This is a genomic window from Evansella cellulosilytica DSM 2522 (assembly GCF_000177235.2).
GTDB lineage: Bacteria > Bacillota > Bacilli > Bacillales > Salisediminibacteriaceae > Evansella > Evansella cellulosilytica.
The window spans coordinates 4,390,323-4,408,949 of record NC_014829.1 but is presented as its reverse complement, the minus strand read 5'-3'; the positions used below and the strand labels follow the sequence as shown (position 1 = coordinate 4,408,949).

The 18,627-nt window shown below is 39.0% G+C and carries 20 protein-coding genes; 19 read left to right on the top strand and 1 reads right to left on the bottom strand.

What is annotated here, in order from left to right; all coding sequences use genetic code 11:
- Positions 1-657 precede the first annotated feature (657 nt).
- From spoIIR to BCELL_RS20140, 9 genes are all read left to right on the top strand, one after another.
- Positions 658-1,308 (top strand): stage II sporulation protein R, encoded by a 651-nt coding sequence (gene spoIIR / locus BCELL_RS20180; RefSeq protein WP_013490647.1) that lies wholly within the window; start codon positions 658-660, stop codon positions 1,306-1,308.
- Between the two features lie 189 nt (positions 1,309-1,497).
- Positions 1,498-1,899: an NUDIX hydrolase gene (locus BCELL_RS20175; protein ID WP_013490646.1), complete on the top strand. Its 402-nt coding sequence runs from the start codon at positions 1,498-1,500 to the stop codon at positions 1,897-1,899.
- A 182-nt stretch (positions 1,900-2,081) separates the two neighbouring features.
- Positions 2,082-2,534, top strand: a complete 453-nt coding sequence (locus tag BCELL_RS20170; protein ID WP_013490645.1) for a GNAT family N-acetyltransferase — start codon at positions 2,082-2,084, stop codon at positions 2,532-2,534.
- 149 nt (positions 2,535-2,683) lie between these two features.
- Positions 2,684-3,736 carry an L-threonylcarbamoyladenylate synthase gene (locus tag BCELL_RS20165; protein ID WP_013490644.1) on the top strand — a complete coding sequence of 351 codons (1,053 nt, stop codon included), beginning with the start codon at positions 2,684-2,686 and terminating at the stop codon, positions 3,734-3,736.
- A 274-nt stretch (positions 3,737-4,010) separates the two neighbouring features.
- A complete protein-coding gene (locus tag BCELL_RS20160; protein WP_049786720.1) occupies positions 4,011-4,526 on the top strand; it encodes a manganese efflux pump MntP in 516 nt (171 codons plus the stop codon).
- 70 nt (positions 4,527-4,596) lie between these two features.
- Positions 4,597-5,214 carry a low molecular weight protein arginine phosphatase gene (locus BCELL_RS20155; protein ID WP_013490642.1) on the top strand — a complete coding sequence of 206 codons (618 nt, stop codon included), beginning with the start codon at positions 4,597-4,599 and terminating at the stop codon, positions 5,212-5,214.
- A gap of 175 nt (positions 5,215-5,389) precedes the next feature.
- Entirely contained in the window at positions 5,390-5,842 is a 453-nt protein-coding gene (rpiB, locus tag BCELL_RS20150; protein WP_013490641.1) for a ribose 5-phosphate isomerase B, read from the top strand.
- A gap of 50 nt (positions 5,843-5,892) precedes the next feature.
- A complete protein-coding gene (locus tag BCELL_RS20145) occupies positions 5,893-6,462 on the top strand; it encodes a TIGR01440 family protein (RefSeq protein ID WP_013490640.1) in 570 nt (189 codons plus the stop codon).
- 123 nt (positions 6,463-6,585) lie between these two features.
- Positions 6,586-7,857 carry a serine hydroxymethyltransferase gene (locus BCELL_RS20140; RefSeq protein WP_013490638.1) on the top strand — a complete coding sequence of 424 codons (1,272 nt, stop codon included), beginning with the start codon at positions 6,586-6,588 and terminating at the stop codon, positions 7,855-7,857.
- A gap of 62 nt (positions 7,858-7,919) precedes the next feature.
- Here BCELL_RS20140 and BCELL_RS20135 read toward each other — a convergent pair whose 3' ends face one another.
- Positions 7,920-8,210, bottom strand: coding sequence for a hypothetical protein (locus BCELL_RS20135; protein ID WP_041808450.1), 291 nt, complete (start codon positions 8,208-8,210; stop codon positions 7,920-7,922).
- Positions 8,211-8,446: 236 nt separating this feature from the next.
- Here BCELL_RS20135 and upp point away from each other — a divergent pair, with 236 nt between their 5' ends.
- The 10 genes from upp (at position 8,447) to BCELL_RS20085 (ending at position 18,623) form a co-directional block, all read left to right on the top strand.
- Positions 8,447-9,076, top strand: coding sequence for a uracil phosphoribosyltransferase (upp, locus tag BCELL_RS20130; protein ID WP_013490636.1), 630 nt, complete (start codon positions 8,447-8,449; stop codon positions 9,074-9,076).
- Positions 9,077-9,565: 489 nt separating this feature from the next.
- Positions 9,566-10,411, top strand: coding sequence for an NAD-dependent epimerase/dehydratase family protein (locus BCELL_RS20125; RefSeq protein ID WP_013490635.1), 846 nt, complete (start codon positions 9,566-9,568; stop codon positions 10,409-10,411).
- Between the two features lie 74 nt (positions 10,412-10,485).
- The gene (locus tag BCELL_RS20120; protein ID WP_013490634.1) at positions 10,486-11,325 is read left to right on the top strand and encodes an aldo/keto reductase; all 840 of its coding nucleotides are present in this window, start codon (positions 10,486-10,488) and stop codon (positions 11,323-11,325) included.
- A 1,101-nt stretch (positions 11,326-12,426) separates the two neighbouring features.
- The gene (locus BCELL_RS20115; RefSeq protein ID WP_013490633.1) at positions 12,427-14,706 is read left to right on the top strand and encodes a S8 family serine peptidase; all 2,280 of its coding nucleotides are present in this window, start codon (positions 12,427-12,429) and stop codon (positions 14,704-14,706) included.
- An 831-nt stretch (positions 14,707-15,537) separates the two neighbouring features.
- Positions 15,538-15,774 (top strand): AtpZ/AtpI family protein, encoded by a 237-nt coding sequence (locus BCELL_RS20110; protein ID WP_013490632.1) that lies wholly within the window; start codon positions 15,538-15,540, stop codon positions 15,772-15,774.
- Complete coding sequence (locus BCELL_RS20105) at positions 15,771-16,151, top strand: ATP synthase subunit I (RefSeq protein WP_013490631.1); 381 nt, start codon at positions 15,771-15,773, stop codon at positions 16,149-16,151. The genes BCELL_RS20110 and BCELL_RS20105 overlap by 4 nt, the downstream gene beginning before the upstream one ends.
- Positions 16,152-16,207: 56 nt before the next feature.
- Positions 16,208-16,933: a F0F1 ATP synthase subunit A gene (atpB, locus tag BCELL_RS20100; protein ID WP_013490630.1), complete on the top strand. Its 726-nt coding sequence runs from the start codon at positions 16,208-16,210 to the stop codon at positions 16,931-16,933.
- 145 nt (positions 16,934-17,078) lie between these two features.
- Positions 17,079-17,294, top strand: a complete 216-nt coding sequence (gene atpE, locus BCELL_RS20095; RefSeq protein WP_013490629.1) for a F0F1 ATP synthase subunit C — start codon at positions 17,079-17,081, stop codon at positions 17,292-17,294.
- Positions 17,295-17,574: 280 nt separating this feature from the next.
- Positions 17,575-18,072, top strand: coding sequence for a F0F1 ATP synthase subunit B (gene atpF / locus BCELL_RS20090; RefSeq protein ID WP_013490628.1), 498 nt, complete (start codon positions 17,575-17,577; stop codon positions 18,070-18,072).
- Positions 18,069-18,623 carry a F0F1 ATP synthase subunit delta gene (locus BCELL_RS20085; RefSeq protein ID WP_013490627.1) on the top strand — a complete coding sequence of 185 codons (555 nt, stop codon included), beginning with the start codon at positions 18,069-18,071 and terminating at the stop codon, positions 18,621-18,623. The genes atpF and BCELL_RS20085 overlap by 4 nt, the downstream gene beginning before the upstream one ends.
- Positions 18,624-18,627 lie beyond the last annotated feature (4 nt).

Below are 18,627 nucleotides of genomic sequence, written 5' to 3'. Positions count from 1 at the left end.
ATCATAGCGCGTGTATGCTTCCCGAGATCCAGTCCAAAATGAGATGAAGGTAATCATAGCGATTGTATGCTTACCGAGAACGAGCCCAAAATGAGTTGACGGTAATCATAGCGATTGTATGCTGCCCGTTGGAAGTTGCTAAATCATTTTAAGGTCAACAAAGCTTTTTATACTCGCGATAGGTGCTAAATTACCATTTAAAGGTAATCATGAACAACGCCAGATTCATGAGAGACAAAACCATTATGAGCTAAACCAAACATCCTTATAAACTATCAAATCACCACATGCTGAAATCTACTATACTTATAAAAATGCAGCTAATATGAAAAAAGTAACACCGAGTGGATGTGCAAAAAGAAATCCCCCCATCACGACCACTCTCCCAACACGAGGGGCATAAATCGTCAACAACTCCACAACCTTACAAAACTAGTTTTTCTTAAAATAAAAGTATAAAATTTGGCGGTGGAAATGAGGCCGTGGGTAAAACCAATCACTGCTAATGTGACATCATTTTTCCCCGCTTCTAAGAAAAGACTAAAAATGAGCTTCACCAAACTCGTTCTTAGTTTTCTCAAATAAAATCTATTAAATGCATGTATAAATCTATCTTTCCCTGACAAGAATGATGGCTAAGGGGAAGGGTGATATAAAATGAATCGCAAAGCAAGAATTTATACATTAATTGGACTTATTATATTAGTTTTATCTTGGGAAGCACATGTTATTATGCCTGCACAAGCAGGAGAGGAAAACTACATAGCTGATGAATCTATTAGACTCAGAATATTGGCGAATAGTAATTCAGCGGTGGATCAACAAGTAAAGCAGGATATCCGTGATGAAGTAAATGCACACATAACAGAGTTAGTAGAAGTATTTGACGATGTTGAGCATGCGAGAGAAGTAATAAATGAAAACATAGATGGTTTAAATCATATTGTTGAAAGTAAATTAGCGGAAGTTGGCAGTAACAACTCATTTAACATCTCTTTACAAAAGACAAACTTTCCGACGAAGCTGTACGGAAGCCGAGTGTATCCGGCAGGGGAATATGAAGCGGTACTGATTGAAATTGGAGATGGCCAAGGCGACAACTGGTGGTGCGTATTATTCCCACCACTATGCTTCTTAGATTTTAACAACGGAGATGCAGTTGCACATGAGGCAGAAGAAAAAGAGGAAGCTGTAGAAAAAGAAGAACAAGAACAGGAAGAAATTGAAGAAGATGATGAAGATGAAGTGAAAGTATCTTTCTTTATCGTAGACGTATTCACAAGCCTTTGGGATAGAATTACTGGATAGGATAAAGCAAAAGCAATATCACACTTGAACGAATGAATATAAATTAAAAATATAGAGAAGCCAGGCATGGAGAGTAGTCTCCATGCTTTTTCCATGGCGATAAATAATAATATATAATGATACAATACAATGAATTTCGGAATAACGAAACAGCAGAATTGCTAATGTATTTCGTGAAGGTGGTAATATATGAATAAATTTATTATAACTTCAGGGGCAGTCGTACTAAATAAACATCATAAAATATTATTAAAAAAGGATCCTGTAAGGGGCTGGGAATTACCTGGTGGAATGGTAGAAGAAAACGAACCTATCAAAAACGCAGTCGTTCGAGAGGTTAAAGAGGAAACGGGGATTGATATTGATATAGTTAGCTTTTGTGGGGTGTCACAAGAGTTAAGGAAAAATATTTGTAATATGTGGTGGTTAGGAGAACCAGTAAGTGGAGAATTACAAACAAGTGTAGAAAGTGTGGAAGTTGGCTTTTTTAGTATCGAAGAGGCATTAAATATGATAGTGATAAAAGAATTCACAGAAGAACTTTTAATGTGCTTAGATAAGAAAAAACATCCATTCTATATTGCATTCTAAGGTAACATACATTTAACGGATAGCTTTAATGAAATGCAATCCGCACTGCGAGTATAGCCATTGCTAAGACTTCTTTATACAAAAAAAGTAATCTATTAAAAAATCTCATAAAATAGTAATAATTCCACCCTTCTAACATATGTATACAATACAAGCCTCATTTAATAGAAAGGGTGGAAATCGTGAGCTATATCGTTCGAAAAGCTTCAGAAGAAGATGCACTACAAGTCCAGCATTTTATCGCCAAAGTAGGAGTAGCAAAGCAACCCGCCACCACCGATTGGTCGTCATATCTCGTTGCTGAAGATGAGCAAGGTCAATTCGTCGCCGTCGTACGCATACAGGAAGTAACGAAGACAATAGGATTAATTCGAACATTAGTAGTAGACTCGGAAAAAATAACGTCTATTTTTATACTAGAATTTTTAGAGGCGACACTACATTATGCTGAAAACGCAGGAATAAAGGATATTTATTTACTAGCAGCTAATGAAGCAGGGTTCCTCAAACAATTAGGATTTACGAAAACACTCGTAAATGAACTTCCTAAAGAGCTTGTAGTAATGTCAGACGTCCAAGCTCACCAGGAAAAACAACTACCAATTTTAAAGAAAACCGAAGCTGTGAATAACTAATATTGATATTCACACAAAAAACACAGGTTTATACACAATAATTATAGGGTTATCCACCGCCTCCTGTGGATAACCCTATTGTTTTCCACACATATTGACATTCTAGTCGAACAGAAGCAAAATATATACAGCAAGGAGGACGTTTTTACATGACAAATCAACAAACAAATATACTATCTGTGGATAATAGTGTGGAAAACTTAAAGGAACATCCATTAATTCAGTGTGCAGCAACCCAATTGGCAAGTAATGAGGTCGTTGCTTTTCCAACAGAAACGGTTTACGGATTAGGGGGAAATGCATTATCTGATCAAGCGATTGAGCGGATTTTTAAAGCGAAAGGACGCCCGTCTGACAACCCTTTAATCGTACATATATCCAATAAAAAACAACTGCAGCATTACGTAAAACACATACCAAACTCTGCAAGAAAACTAATAGATGCTTTTTGGCCCGGGCCACTCACGATCGTGCTTGAGCATAACAAGAAGTTATCCACAAGGGTAACCGCTCAATTGTCAACAGTAGCAGTAAGAATGCCAGATCACCCAGTGGCGCTCGCGCTTATTGAAGCAGCGAATGTTCCTTTGGCAGCACCGAGTGCCAATACATCTGGAAAACCGAGCCCGACGACAGCTGATCACGTAAGGAAAGATTTAGCCGGAAAGATATCCACAATCATCGATGGTGGCACAACTGGAGTAGGAGTAGAGTCTACTGTTGTTGATTGCACCAGCGAAACGGTCATGCTCCTTCGCCCAGGTGGAATTTCAAAGGAAGCGTTAGAGGAAATCGTCGGTGTCGTTGAGGTTGATCCTGCATTAGTAGCGGCCGACCACACACCGAAATCACCAGGCATGAAGTATACACACTACGCACCAGATGCACCTTTGCAGCTGATTGACGGTAGCACAGACTTTTTTAGAAAAATAGTAGAAGACGCGATAAACAACGGGAAAAAAGTAGGTGTACTTGTTACAGAAGAAAACAAAGGGTTGACCCGAGCGAATCAAGAGGTCATTCTCGGTAAAAGATCAGACTTATCCACAGTTGCGCAAACACTCTATAGCTCGTTAAGGTCTTTTGATAAAAATGTAGTAGATATCATTTTCACAGAAGTTTTCCCAGAAACTGGCCTTGGAAGTGCAATCATGAACCGCCTAAAAAAAGCCGCAGGCGGCACGATCATTAAACAAGATTAGTTAAGAGCAGCATTCCAATCACCGAATGCTGTTTTTTACATTTAAATGGTATAGCGTGTGAAACTCCGCCGGAATCATGCGAAAACCGTCCAATGATGCACGAAAATCGACAGTAATCACGCGAAACTCCGTCCAAACCATGCATAACCCACCCGAAACTTGCCCCCCTATCCCTACTAAAAAATAGAGATAATTTCCTTTGGACTTGCATATTCTACTTATAGCTAGTCCTAGGGGTGATAACGTGTTAGGAGAATTGTTGACAATAGGGTTTATGGCTTTTGCCTTAAGTATGGACGCCTTTTCACTATCTATTGGAATGGGTCTTGCAAAATTAAGGTATCGGCATATCGCAACAATAGGAATGACCGTAGGAGGATTACACGTTTTAATGCCTCTCATCGGGATTTTTTTAGGAAAACTATTATCTCAATATATTGGACTATTCGCCTTCGTAATAGGAGGGGGCGTGCTAGTCTTTATAGGTTTACAAATGATCGTCTCTACTTTTCAAGACAATAGTGGGCCAGTACTCAGTCCAACAGGATGGGGGCTTCTTTTATTTTCAATAAGTGTTAGTCTTGATAGTTTCTCAGCGGGGCTTAGTTTAGGCATGCTTGGAGCAAAAACGTGGGTGACGATTGTGAGCTTTGGATGGATGAGTGCCGTGTTGACATGGTTAGGACTCATTATCGGAAGAAAAATGGGGAACTTTATAGGAGGGTACAGTGAGTGGCTAGGTGGCGCTATCCTCATTGCCTTCGGTGTCAAAATTATCATTGCAGCATAATAAAAAATAGCGAGTAAATATGATAAAATCATATATACATTGATTTTCAGTAGAGAGGTGAACATACCTTATGAAAAATATTCTATTTATTTGCACAGGTAATACGTGTCGAAGTCCACTCGCGGAGAGACTTTTTGAGCATAAGAAATCGAATAACACGGTAACAGCTAAATCTGCTGGTATTTATGCGACGAATGGTGCACAAATGTCAGGAGGTTCCCGGATCGCATTGGAAAAGCGTGGAGTGAAGGAAAACCACACGTCACAACCAGTCGATGAAGAGCTTTTACAATGGGCAGATATTATTTTGGCAATGACAGAATCTCATAAAAGTGCGGTTATTCAGCAATACCCTGAAAAGGCAGATCACACATTTACATTAAAGGAATTTGTCTACGAGGATAAAGAAACGAAAGAAAAGCTAGAACGCTTTAAAAAGCGTGTAGCACAGTTTGAACTAAAAAGGGCTTCATTGCATGGGAATGAGCAAAATACAGAAGAACAAAGAGAGCAATTGATAAGAGAATTAGAAAACGAACAAGAAGCAATTTATCAGCTTGCCTCTGAACTGCCTGGCTTTGACATTAGTGACCCGTATGGTGGGACAGAAGAAATGTATGAAAACACAGCTAAAGAAATTGAACAAGCAATAAATAAATTGATAGAAAAGCTTGAGAAGGAAAACTAAGTCGTATGAAGTCTTCGGCGAAATTCCATCGAGTTAAAGAAAAGACTTTAATAACAGCTTGATGAAGCTGTTATACGTTTTTCTTATAAAACGAGAAAAAAGTGTTGGAAAATTTCGTATATACGCTACTATAGACATAGAGGAACAACGTCGTTGGAAATGAGGAGGAAGTAAATTGAAGGTAGCGATTGGAGCGGATCATGGAGGATATGATCTAAAAGAGCAAATCAAGCAATTATTAAACGAGATGAATATAGAAGTAGAAGACGCCGGATGTGATTGTTCTCAATCTGTCGATTACGCTGATTATGGTTTGCCAGTAGCTGAAAAAGTCGCAAGAGGAGATGTCGATCGTGGCATTCTTATTTGTGGGACAGGCATCGGCATGTCAATTGCAGCGAACAAAGTAAAAGGTGTACGCTGTGCACTTGTACATGATTTATTTTCCGCAAAAGCAACACGTGAGCATAACGATACGAACGTGTTAGCGATGGGCGCACGTGTAATTGGCCCAGGAGTTGCATTGGAAATTGTACGGATCTGGCTATCAACGGAGTTTGAAGGTGGACGTCATCTCCAAAGAATAGGAAAAATAGCAGAATACGAAAACAAAGGTAATGAAGGGTGAGGTGTCTCAGCCTTCATTCCTTCGTCTACTACAAAGGAGGGAGAATCCTGTTGGATTTTTCATCGATCAAACATTCAGTAAAAACAGTGTTGGATGATCTTCAAGAGGTAGCAAAGCTAGAAGAAGGCCAGCTGCTCGTAGTTGGCACGAGTACGAGCGAGGTTATTGGAAAGCATATAGGGAGTGCAGGCACAGTTGATGCAGCGGCAGAAATTTGGACTGCATTGCACGATTTCGCCGAGAAAACAGGTGTCGATCTCGCTTTTCAATGCTGTGAGCATTTAAATAGAGCGTTAGTTATCCAAGGTAATGTAGCAGACAAATACGGTTACGAGCGTGTTTCCGCTATCCCTATTCCATCTGCAGGAGGATCCATGGCAGCCTTCGCATTTGAAAACATGACATCCCCTGTTTTAGTCGAAGAAATAAAAGCAGATGCAGGAATAGATATAGGCGACACACTCATTGGTATGCACTTAAAGCGAGTTGCAGTACCGGTACGGAGTAAAATAAAAACGATTGGCGAAGCGCATATGACGATGGCGACGACTCGTCCAAAGCTAATCGGCGGTGAACGAGCGATTTATCATACGGGAAAAAATAACCAATCTTGTCATTAATGATTGAAATTTCTCTCATTTTAAGAGAAGATAGAATTTATGAAAGAAAACCAGTTCGGCATACTCTTAAAATGTTTTACTTAAGAGAGAACTATTTTTTACGATTAGAAGGAGGATTCCCCCGTGACTACAACACAAACTGGTAAATTACCTGCAGTAAAAAAGCAAGATGTAGAAGTATATAAAGCGATTGAAGCAGAGCTTGGTCGCCAGCGATCGAACATTGAGTTAATCGCGTCAGAAAACTTCGTCTCAGAAGCTGTAATGGAAGCGCAAGGATCTGTATTAACAAATAAGTATGCAGAAGGCTACCCGCATAAGCGTTACTACGGTGGCTGTGAGCATGTTGATGTTGTTGAGGACATTGCAAGAGACCGTGCGAAAGAGCTATTTGGTGCTGAGCATGCAAACGTACAACCACACTCTGGTGCACAAGCGAACATGGCTGTTTACTTTGCATTTTTAGAAGTTGGTGACACAGTACTTGGCATGAACTTATCCCACGGTGGGCACTTAACACACGGAAGCCCAGTAAACTTCAGTGGTAAGCAATATAATTTTATTGAGTACGGCGTGGACAAGGAAACTGGGAAAATCAATTACGAGGATGTGCGCGCGAAAGCGGTAGAAAACAAGCCTAAAATGATCGTAGCAGGTGCATCAGCATATCCAAGAGAAATTGACTTTGCAAAGTTCCGTGAAATTGCAGACGAAGTTGGCGCTTACTTAATGGTAGATATGGCTCACATTGCTGGATTAGTAGCAACTGGCCACCATCCAAACCCCGTACCATATGCAGATTTCGTCACTACGACAACACACAAGACGTTACGCGGACCTCGCGGTGGGATGATCCTATGTAAAGAAGAATACGGCAAGAAAATCGATAAAGCCATTTTTCCAGGGCTTCAAGGCGGTCCATTAATGCACGTAATTTCTGCAAAAGCAGTGGCATTAGGTGAAGCACTTACTGACGAGTTCAAACAATACTCAGAGCAAGTGAAAAAGAATGCCGTAGCTTTAGCAACAGCATTAACGGAAAACGGCATTGATTTAGTATCAGGTGGAACAGACAACCACCTAGTGCTTTTAGACCTTCGTAGCTTAGGTATTACTGGAAAAATTGCAGAAGAGGCGCTGGACGAAGTAGCGATTACAACGAATAAAAACACGATTCCTTACGATCCAGAAAGTCCATTCGTAACGAGCGGCCTTCGTATCGGAACGGCAGCAGCAACTTCACGCGGCTTTAATGAAGAAGCAATGGCAAAAACAGGTGAAATTATTGCATCTGTATTGAAAGCACACGACAACGAGGAAGTACTAGCAAAAGCACGCAAAGATGTGGAAGCATTAACAGCACAATTCCCACTTTACGACAAATACTCTCTATAATAAGGTAAGAAAAGAAACGCCCCAGCTCGATACAGCTAGGGCGTTTCTTTTCTTATTCCTATTTAAAAAACAATCCATTCACTAATAACAGCAACGATAAATCCACAAATAAGCACGATTCTCTTCGCTTTCACATTTACCTTGCGAAAACGATGGATAAGATAAAAACCAACAGCTAGTCCGACTGCAATAGGAAAAAAGCTGTACCAAAAAATTAGCGTACCGAGAAAGAAAAAACCAACCAACTTTAAAAAAAGTGCTTCTTCTTTACGATTTTCAGAAAAAAAGAAGCCAACTGCAACAACACCAATAATCGGAAAAATATAAATAGGAAAGTATAATAGCGAATTCAAGTGATTTTCCACTCCATCCATCAGCCTAAATTTACCGTTTCAGTATACACCATTCATAGCGGTTCCCTCAAAATAATAGATGATAAATGTGAAAAATAAGTAACATAATAAGATAAAAGTAAATTGTTGCTTGAATCACACACCATTTTTATGTAGAATTTTCAAAGAGAATGTGGAGAAAAACAGAAAAATATTTCAATGACAATGTGTCATTGAAACAAAAAGGAGCTTTTTAAATGAGTAAAGTGTTTGTTTTTGATCATCCGCTTATTCAACATAAGTTAACTTACATAAGAAATAAAAATACAGGTACAAAGGAGTTTCGTGAGCTCATTGATGAGGTAGCTAGCCTCATGGCATTTGAAATTACGAGAGACCTACCGCTACAAGATGTCGAAGTCGAAACGCCAGTTGGCTTAGCCAAGAGTAAACAAATTGCTGGGAAAAAGCTTGGGCTTGTTCCGATACTAAGAGCAGGATTAGGTATGGTTGACGGTATTTTAAAACTTATTCCAGCAGCAAAAGTTGGACATGTCGGTCTATACCGTGACCCAGAAACGTTAAAGCCAGTTGAGTATTACGTCAAGCTTCCGAAAGACGTTGAAGAACGTGAATTCATTGTCATCGATCCAATGCTTGCTACAGGCGGATCGGCTGTTGAGGCTATCAACTCATTGAAAAAGCGTGGCGCTAAAAACATGAAGCTCATGTGTTTAGTTGCAGCACCTGAAGGAGTCGAGGAAGTACAGAAGCACCATCCTGACGTTGACATCTACTTAGCTGCAATGGACGATAGACTTAATGAAAAAGGCTACATCGTACCAGGACTAGGAGACGCTGGAGACCGCTTATTTGGAACAAAATAACGATTGCTAAAGAGGGACTAAAAAGGGAGGTCACTGAAAAAGTACAAAACAACTTTTTCAGTGCCTTTTATTTGTATTGCAGTTGCGCGCCTGATAGGATAAACCCATTCCTATCAGGCTTTTAAACGATTGCAACGACTTCACACATTGCTTAGGCCACTGAAAAAGTGAAAGAACGCCACTTTTTCAGTGGCCTTCTTAAAAGGTTAGTTTTACCTTTTGAGTCCTCTTTCGTTAGTGAATATTGGAATGAAATTGGTAAATCGTGTGTAACTTTGGGTGAACCATGCGTAACTACGAAAAAGTCAAATGCACAACCCCGTACGAACCACCAACACAATAAAAGTAAGTAACTAACCCTAACTATACTTAATCAACAGAGTGTTATTATATTTACAAAATTTCAGTAATTGTTTAAATAAAATAGAACGCGTATACTTCACAGTGTCACGAACGATTCAAAAAAGAAGTTTAATGAGGAGTGGGATGATGGGAAAAGTAGTAGTAACTGGTGGAAGTGGCCTTTTAGGTAGAGATGTTATAAAAGAATTTTTAAATCATGGCTATGAGGTAGTCAATGCAGATTTAAAGCATCCAGCAGAGCCGCTTTGTCAGACAGTAATTGTTGATTTAACAAATCTAGGTGAAGTATATGGCGTGTTAGCTGGAGCGGATGCGGTTATCCACTTAGCAGCAATACCTGTAGCTTATTCTCATCCGAATGAGGTAACATTTGAAAACAATGTAATGTCTACATATAATATTCTTGAAGCCGCTAGCACATTAGGAATCAAGAAAGCAGTCATTTCATCGAGCGAATCCTCTTATGGAATCTGCTTTTCAAAGCAAAACTTAACACCACAGTACGTACCGGTTGACGAAGAGCATCCACAATTACCGGAAGAAAGCTACGGATTGTCTAAAATCGTTAATGAAAAAACAGCTGATATGATTAACCAAAGAACAGGCATGCAAGTAGTATCTATGCGTTTAGGGAATGTGATTACTCCAGAAATGTATCAAAATTTTCCGGACTTTATTCATAACCCAGAAATAAGAAAAACAATCGTTTGGAGTTATATTGATACGAGAGATGCTGCAACTGCGTATCGATTAGCTGTTGAAACGGACGGGCTTGGCTCGGTTGCGCTAAATTTAGCGGCAGATGAAACGAGCATGGACATAGAAAGTAAAGAACTAATGTCATCCGTTTTTCCAGAAGTAGAACTGAAAAAGGAGATTTCAGGCTACGAAACGTTATTAAGTAACGAAAAAGCTAAAAAATTATTGAATTGGCAGCCAGTCCATAAGTGGAGAGATTACGTTAAGCTATAACTTCTGTTGAAAAATGAAGTTTGCTTCCTAAGCAAACCATTTTTGATAAAAATACGAATAAGGAGAGTGTACGTATGCTAAAAGACTTACAAAGCGCAACAACACTACATAATGGAGTGAAAATGCCTTGGCTAGGACTTGGTGTTTTTAAAGTGCAAGATGGGGAAGAAGTTGTAAGCTCTGTGAAAGCAGCGATTGAGCATGGCTACAGAAGCATTGATACAGCGGCAATATACGGCAATGAAGAAGGTGTTGGTAAAGCAATTGCTGAAGTAAATGTGCCACGTGAAGAACTCTTCATTACATCAAAGGTTTGGAACTCAAACCAAGGCTATGACAAGACGTTAGCTGCTTTCGATGAAACGCTAAACAAGCTTGGCCTTGATTATTTAGATCTATATTTAATTCACTGGCCAGTTCCTGCTGAAGGAAAATATATTGATACGTGGAAGGCACTAGAGAAGCTTTATAACGATGGCAAAATTCGTGCAATCGGAGTCAGTAACTTCCAAGTTCACCACCTGCAAGACGTGATTGATCAATGTGACATCGTACCGATGGTGAACCAAGTAGAATATCATCCTAAACTAACACAAAAGGAATTACACACTTTTTGTAAAAACAATAATATCCAGCTTGAAGCTTGGTCCCCATTAATGCAAGGACAGCTTCTTGATCATCCGACATTAACAGAGATTGCAAACAAATATAACAAGTCAGTATCTCAAGTCATTTTACGCTGGGATTTACAAAATGAAGTTGTAACAATTCCTAAATCGGTAAAACCACATCGAATCGCTGAAAACGCAGATGTGTTTAATTTCGAACTTACAAATGAGGATATGGAAAAAATCAACGCACTAAACGAAGACGAGCGCGTCGGTCCAAATCCAGATGAATTTAATCGAGTGTAAGTAGCACGCCCCCTTCCAAATGGTAACCCGTTCGGTTGAGAGGGAGAAGACGGAACAAACAATAGCTTTTGGAGATGCAATTAGCCCGCTAATTACATCTCCTTTTTATGTTGTCATATCAATATTTAAGCGCAATACTATGTGTTTCAACAGGCAATTTTTTTAGCACACCAACTGACGAGGGTGAATAAATGTATGCATTGGTGTTATTTTGGGTGTTAAAACATACGTGAATTTGCTCTCTATACAGAACCTAGCGATTCGAAAAGGAGAAGAGAACTGTCTGGGCTCATAAGGCTCCGCACTTATGGATTATGATTTCTGGTTATGCACCCGGTCTGATAAATAAGCGGAGAAATTTCCCTTAATTAAAAAATAGGCAATGAAAACAGGCTAAATAGACGGAGAGATTCCGCCTATTAACTCGAAGCTCTTGAAAAAAAGGGCTTTAGGTTTGAATAGCCGGAAATTCTCCGCTTATATAGACCAAAACAAGCTCAGTTTTCAATTTAATCGGAAATTCTCCGCTTATTTTCCTTCGCTGATAAGGATAGGGAGACTTCTATATTAACCTCATTTGGATATCCAACGGTGAAACCTATTACAAGAAAGATATTGAAGAATTCAATCTTAAGCAACAGGTATACCGATTTTAAGTTAATCCATTCCGAATACAAGGAGAGTGTTCTACGTATTGAAGTTAATCTAAGAGAAAACGCTTTTTATATTGTTGTTTTCTTTGTTAATCCGAGAGCATATTTGCATTTTCTTCGCGTCATCCGAACGGGTTGTTCCAGATGGACCGGGGGCGTTTTTTTCCATCTGAGCAGATCGTAATAATTTTCCTTAAAATGTTAAATCATACCAAACTCGATCTGAATCATGTGAAACTCAACCGAAACTCGATCTGAATTATCGATAACTCCATCTGAAAACGCTCTTAGCTCCGTCCGAATCCTCCACAACGTAAAAACCACTTGCATGAAAATGAAAGGACCTTGGAAAGATAAAAAAACATGATTAAAAAGGAGTCATAAATTAGCAGACAAGCCAACAAATTAAACGATCCAATACTATACAAAAAAGAAGGGTGATGCATCCATGAGCACGAGAAACAAGATATTTACCCTTGTTTTACTTACTCTCATTTTATTCGTACCAGCAATAGAGAACGGATCGGTCAATGCGACAAAGCTAGAAGCGGCACCTGTTATGTTTCCTGAAAGACCAGCATATCCAGACAGAAGTGACGAAAAATCAGTATACATTATAGAAGCATTAGGTGACCCATTAGAATTAGTAGAAAAAATCAAAGAAGAAATACCTTCGGCTAACATTCGCAAAACATTTACGAAGCTATACAACGGTGTTTCGCTAGAGGTGAAGAGGAAAGACGCAGAACGGCTTGCTAGCTTTTTAAATGTAAATAGAGTAGACGAGATTGCCTATTATGAACCATCTCTAGACGAAAGTGTCCCCTTCATTGGTGGAAATGAAATTAGAAGCATGTTAGATGAAGAAGGTGACAAGTTAACTGGTAAAGGTGTAAAAGTTGGCGTCATCGACACAGGCATTGATTATGAGCATCCTGATTTAAAAAACAGCTATTACGGTGGTTACGATATCGTCGATGAGGACGATGATCCGATGGAAACAAAGCATACAGAAGGACGCCCTACGTTACATGGCACACATGTAGCTGGAATCATTGCCGCAGATGGGAGATTGAAAGGCGTTGCGCCAGACGCAGAAATTTATGCTTACAGAACGCTCGGTCCAACGGGGATGGGGACGACAGAGCAAGTAATCGAAGCTATCGAAAAAGCAGTCGAAGATGGTGTAGATGTCATCAACCTTTCATTAGGCAATACAGTAAATGGACCTGATTGGCCAACAAGTATTGCATTAGATAAAGCAGTCGAACAAGGAGTAGTCGCTGTCACCTCCAACGGGAACAGTGGACCTAACTTATGGACGGTTGGATCACCAGGTACGTCATCAAAAGCGATTTCTGTTGGTGCCTCCACACCACCAATGCGAGTACCGTATTTGACTACAAGTGCACAAGATAAAAATGAAATTCCAATTATACCAATGCAAAATTCGGAAAAGTGGGAGTTAAGAAGAGCATATCCTCTTCAATATGTCGGATTAGGAAAAAAAGAGGATTACGCAAACGAAGATGTGAGAGGAAAAATCGTCATAGCGAAGCGTGGAGAAATAAGCTTTACGTATAAAGCACGAATTGCTGAAAGCGCAGGTGCAGAGGCACTCATTATTTTTAACCATACAGACGGTGAATTTGCTGGTTTGCTTGAAGAACCAATGGGCATCCCGGTAGTAAGCATTTCAAAAGAAGCTGGGGAAGATTTATTAAAAAAGATAGAGAAAGAAGAGGTAATCTTAAGAACGATTTACCGTGAAGAGGAAGACTTTATGGCACCTTTTAGCTCACGGGGACCAGTGACCCACACATGGGATATTAAGCCTGATGTCGTTGCACCAGGGGTAGCCATTGATAGTACAATTCCACGGGGCTACCAAGATTTGAATGGAACAAGTATGTCTGCACCACATGTAGCTGGAGTTGCAGCACTCTTAAAGCAAAAGTATCCAGATTGGACACCTGAGCAAATAAAAGCGGCGATTATGAATACAGCGAAGCCAATTAGCGACAAAGAAGGAGAGATATACCCACCACACGTCCAAGGAACAGGAAGAATTCAAATGAACGAAGCGCTAAACACGGAAACGCTTGTGTATCCTGGATCATTATCGTTCGGTAAGTGGCTAAGGACCGATAGAAGAGTAGAGAAAAAAGTAGAGATCACGATAGAAAATCTTTCAGATAAGCGAAAGAAGTACACGATAGAACCACCTTTTGAAGTGCCTGATGGTATTCAGTGGAAAGTGCCTTTTGCGATTTATCTATCGCCTGGAGAAACGAAAACAGTACCAGTAACGATGGATGTTTTCCCATCTGTATTTGAAGAAGGGATTTATCACGACGTCATTGAAGTGAAAAGTGGCTCAGAAACAATTCAAGTGCCATATTTGTTCTTTGTGGAAGAGCCGGAATATCCAAGATTAATGGCATTCGTGTTTGAACAAACACCGGAACCACATAAATATCATTATGAAGTGTATTTCCCTGGTGGCATCGATACGTTTGGAATTGCTTTGTATGACCCTGATACGTTTCAGTTTATTGATTACGTCGATGTACAATCAAACATAGACAGAGGAATGTTTGAACAAGATGTGAAGATGGAAGTAAAGCCTGGCGTATATAAAGCGTTAATATTTGCAGAAAAAGACGGCCATGAAGATACAATTGAAAAGGAAATATACATTGGATCTTGGGGAGAAGAAGGAAACTAATGAACGCGTCACACATTACCAAAAAGGGAAACACAATAGGTGAAAAACAACCTAATGTGTTTCCCTCTTTTGTATTAGAATGAATTTCATAATTATTGAGCCTTACGTGTCAATTTATAAAAAGTATGAAAAAATGATTACCTCCCCAAATGTCGAACTTATTATTCAGTATCAGCATAATTACTACACTTTGTGCAATTGTTGATTGAAACGAAAGGATACGAGACGCCTGCGGGAAAAGCAAGAGCTGAAGATCCATCGGGGTGGGTTTCCCCCGATTAGCTGAAGCCTTGCCCGCGGCAAGCGAGTAGCCTGAAGTGAAAATCAACAACAAAGTTAAGTTAACAAGAGATTTTTTAATGAGATGATACTTATTCTGAGACTATGATTTTTTTTAGAAAGTGAATGATGAAATTGATTCATTATAGTAAAAAAAGAATAAAATCGGGATAATTTGAAAGCATATATATATGTAAAAAGTAGGAATTCTTTTGTTAGTATAATGGAAAATAAAGGATAAAGGATGATAAAGAGGAGTCATTAATTTATTGAAAATTAAAAATATTATTTTTCCGCAATTTAGCAAAGACAGACTAATACTTTTTATGTATAATAGAAATTGTGTCTACTGTGTGAACTTTATTAGAAAAAAGTGTGAACAAGAAAGCGCTTAACCCTTATGTATAAGAGAGTTTTTTTTATGATACATAGATAGGATTTATTGACAGGGATATGCGGTATTGGTACGATTACAAAGGATAATTCAGTAGTGCACAAACTTTTTGTTAACGAAGTTGTTTTAGACTAGGACTCAAGCTTGAGGAGAAAACTATGTCAGAACCTTCATCTAAATTTCGAAGCACAGTAAAAGCACTTGCACTGATGACGACAATGAGTTCTTACCTTGTAGGTTCAATACTTGTTGGTGTGTTTACTGGTAGGTGGGCAGATAACCGATTTGATGGAGATGGTTTATTTATTGGGCTTGGTGTACTTTTAGGTATTGGAACTGCGATAACAGGAATATACTTTGCTATTCGCAAATTTCTAGGAGAAGAATCATCATGATGGATTATAAAGTGGCAGCGAAAAGGTACACTATTTTTACAATCGTTATCATTGCAGTTTTTCTTATACTCGCTTTTATACTTTCTAATTCCCCACTCTTCTTAGGAATTGTATTTGGAGCAAGCTTCAGCTTAATTAATCTTATTAATACATATTTGCAAGTGAAGCGAATTGGCGAAGTGTTTGACGGAAAAAAAAGACCGAGTCTTGTGATTTTTGGAACGCTAACACGAATTATCGCTGCGGTCTTAGCTGTAACAATCGCAATGCGTTTTCCTGAATACCTACAAATCGAAGGTGTCATCATAGGTTTAGCAATAACCTATTTCATTATATTAATAGAACCTATGTTTCACATTAAGCACCTTAATCGCTAATGTGCATGGCAAAAAATGTACAAACCTAGAGTAACAGAGAAAAGAGGTGAAAATGGTTGGATAATAAGAAACCAGTGATTGAGCTTTTTGATAACCCTTGGTTAAAGGTGGACCTCACCGGTATTTTCATGACTACTGTTGTCATGGCAATCGTGTTTTTTGTCCTCTTTTTTATGTCGAGGAAAGTGAAAATGTACCCGACAGGAGCACAAAACGCAGTCGAATACTTATTACAGTTTATCAAAAATATCATCAGTACAAATATGGATTGGAAGCAAGGGAAGCACTTTGTCGTGCTAGGTACGACATTAATTCTCTATGTTTTCGTAGCTAATATGGCTGGGCTACCGTTTGAGCTTGCGACTAAAACAGAACACTATGTTTACTGGCATTCTCCTACAGCAGACCCTGTACTTACGATTTCATTAGCAGCTTTCATCATCATATTAACGCATTTCTATGCATTAAAGCTTAAAGGACCTAAAGAATATGGGAAGGACTATTTCCGTCCAGTACCATTCTTATTTCCATTTAAAATTATTGAGGACTTTTCCAACACCCTCACTCTTGGAATGCGTCTTTATGCCAACGTATTTGCAAAGGAAGTACTAATGGTCATGCTAGTTGGTCTCGGTGCAAGCACCGTTGCATGGGGGGTTGCAATGTTCTTACCGCTCATTGCATTACAAGTGTTTGGACTATTTATTGGATCGCTACAAGCATTTATTTTCTGTATGCTTACAATGGTGTACATGGCACACAAAGTGAACGAGGAACATTAAACATGAAACTGCTTTATGCACAATAAAAGTGCTAAAGCACAGCAACACTTTTCAAGTATAAACTTTGGTAATCTTGCTCTTATATTTTTTAGGGCGTTACAAATAAAAACAATAATCAATGGAATTTTAAAGGAGGATATTAATAATGGAATTTCTTTCAGTAGCAATAGTTGCAAGTATCGCTGCAGTAGCAGGGGCGTTTGGTGTAGCAATCGTAGTACGTAGTGTCGTTCAAGGGGTAACTCGTCAACCTGAGATGAGAGGTCCACTTCAATTACTATTATTCATCGGTGCACCATTAGTAGAGGCGATTCCTATCTTTGCTATCGTTATTGCCTTCATGTTATTAGGTAATATTTAAGGCTAACACCTTTAGCATATATCCTTTTATTCTGCGCACATAAGCTTACTAGCTTTAGTCGCCATTGCCTCAATAACTAACCTGCCGATGAAAGCATTTATCGAACAGATTAATACGTGAGGCAATGACCTTATATGCTATTATGGCGGAGAACGTTACATACACACTCTTCGCCATTCCTTTTATGTTTTCATAGTTGTAGAAATGGAACGTAACGTAAAAAAACATAATGATAGAATGGTGTTTTCTAGATATTACTGTATGAAGGAGGCGAAAATCGTTGTTTGATCTTCAAGATATTGCATGGATTAATGCTGGTTATCAGCTTTTGGCTTTCCTCGCACTCATGTTCTTATTGAAAAGGTTCGCACTAGGACCAATTCTTAAGATGATGGAAGACCGTGAAAACCACATTGCTGACCAAATTAATTCTGCAGAAAAAAATCGTAAAGAAGCAGAAAAATATTTAGCTGAACAACGGGAAGCAATTCAAGAGGCCCGTCAAGAAGCGAAAGGTATTATTGAAAAAGCAACAAAACTAAGCGAGCAGCAAGCGGAAGAAATCGTCTCCAATGCACGAACTGAAGCTGAACGCATGAAGCAATCAGCACTTGCTGAAATTAATAATGAAAAAGAGCGAGCTATCTCCGCGCTTCGTGAGCAAGTTTCTACCTTGTCAGTCCTTGTTGCATCTAAAGTGATCGAAAAGGAATTGGATGAAAAGGAACAAGAAAAGCTCATTCAAGAAACGCTTAAAGAAGTGGGCGAAGAGCTATGAAAAAACATCCAGTAGGTTTTCGTTACGCTAGTGCACTGTTTGAATATGCACAGGAAAACAGCCTTTTAGATTCTATTCAACAAGAACTAGACGATGTGACACAAGTATTTCAAGAGACGAACCTTCTTGACGAAGTGTTTAAACATTCGAAAATGACTTCTGAAGAAAAGAAGAAAATAGTTAGAGAGAGTTTTTCGTCAAAAGTAAGTGACGCGGTGTTAAACCTTCTTCAAATCTTAATAGATAATAGAAGAGAGCAGCTATATTACACAATTGCAGAAAGCTACCGGTCGCTCGTTTTTGAAGCGAAAGGAATTGCGGAAGCAACTGTTTATACAGCTAAAGCCTTATCGGAAGAAGAGAAGCAAGCAATTTCACAAGTGTTTTCTAAAAAAGCCAACAAAAATCAGCTTCTTATTAATAACGTTGTAGATAAAGATATCATCGGTGGCATGAGATTAAGAATCGGTGATAGCGTTTATGACGGTAGCGTAGCCAACCAATTGGCACGCATACAGCAACGTATGATGTATGGGAACGTTAGTAGATAGGGGT

Bases quoted from the DNA above. Each gene is read 5' to 3' on its own strand.
- spoIIR (WP_013490647.1), top strand. From the start codon at position 658: ATGAATCGCAAAGCAAGAATTTATACATTAATTGGACTTATTATATTA.
- BCELL_RS20175 (WP_013490646.1), top strand. From the start codon at position 1,498: ATGAATAAATTTATTATAACTTCAGGGGCAGTCGTACTAAATAAACAT.
- BCELL_RS20165 (WP_013490644.1), top strand. From the start codon at position 2,684: ATGACAAATCAACAAACAAATATACTATCTGTGGATAATAGTGTGGAA.
- BCELL_RS20160 (WP_049786720.1), top strand. From the start codon at position 4,011: ATGGCTTTTGCCTTAAGTATGGACGCCTTTTCACTATCTATTGGAATG.
- BCELL_RS20155 (WP_013490642.1), top strand. From the start codon at position 4,597: ATGAAAAATATTCTATTTATTTGCACAGGTAATACGTGTCGAAGTCCA.
- upp (WP_013490636.1), top strand. From the start codon at position 8,447: ATGAGTAAAGTGTTTGTTTTTGATCATCCGCTTATTCAACATAAGTTA.
- BCELL_RS20125 (WP_013490635.1), top strand. From the start codon at position 9,566: ATGGGAAAAGTAGTAGTAACTGGTGGAAGTGGCCTTTTAGGTAGAGAT.
- BCELL_RS20120 (WP_013490634.1), top strand. From the start codon at position 10,486: ATGCTAAAAGACTTACAAAGCGCAACAACACTACATAATGGAGTGAAA.
- BCELL_RS20115 (WP_013490633.1), top strand. From the start codon at position 12,427: ATGAGCACGAGAAACAAGATATTTACCCTTGTTTTACTTACTCTCATT.
- BCELL_RS20110 (WP_013490632.1), top strand. From the start codon at position 15,538: ATGTCAGAACCTTCATCTAAATTTCGAAGCACAGTAAAAGCACTTGCA.
- BCELL_RS20105 (WP_013490631.1), top strand. From the start codon at position 15,771: ATGATGGATTATAAAGTGGCAGCGAAAAGGTACACTATTTTTACAATC.
- atpE (WP_013490629.1), top strand. From the start codon at position 17,079: ATGGAATTTCTTTCAGTAGCAATAGTTGCAAGTATCGCTGCAGTAGCA.
- BCELL_RS20085 (WP_013490627.1), top strand. From the start codon at position 18,069: ATGAAAAAACATCCAGTAGGTTTTCGTTACGCTAGTGCACTGTTTGAA.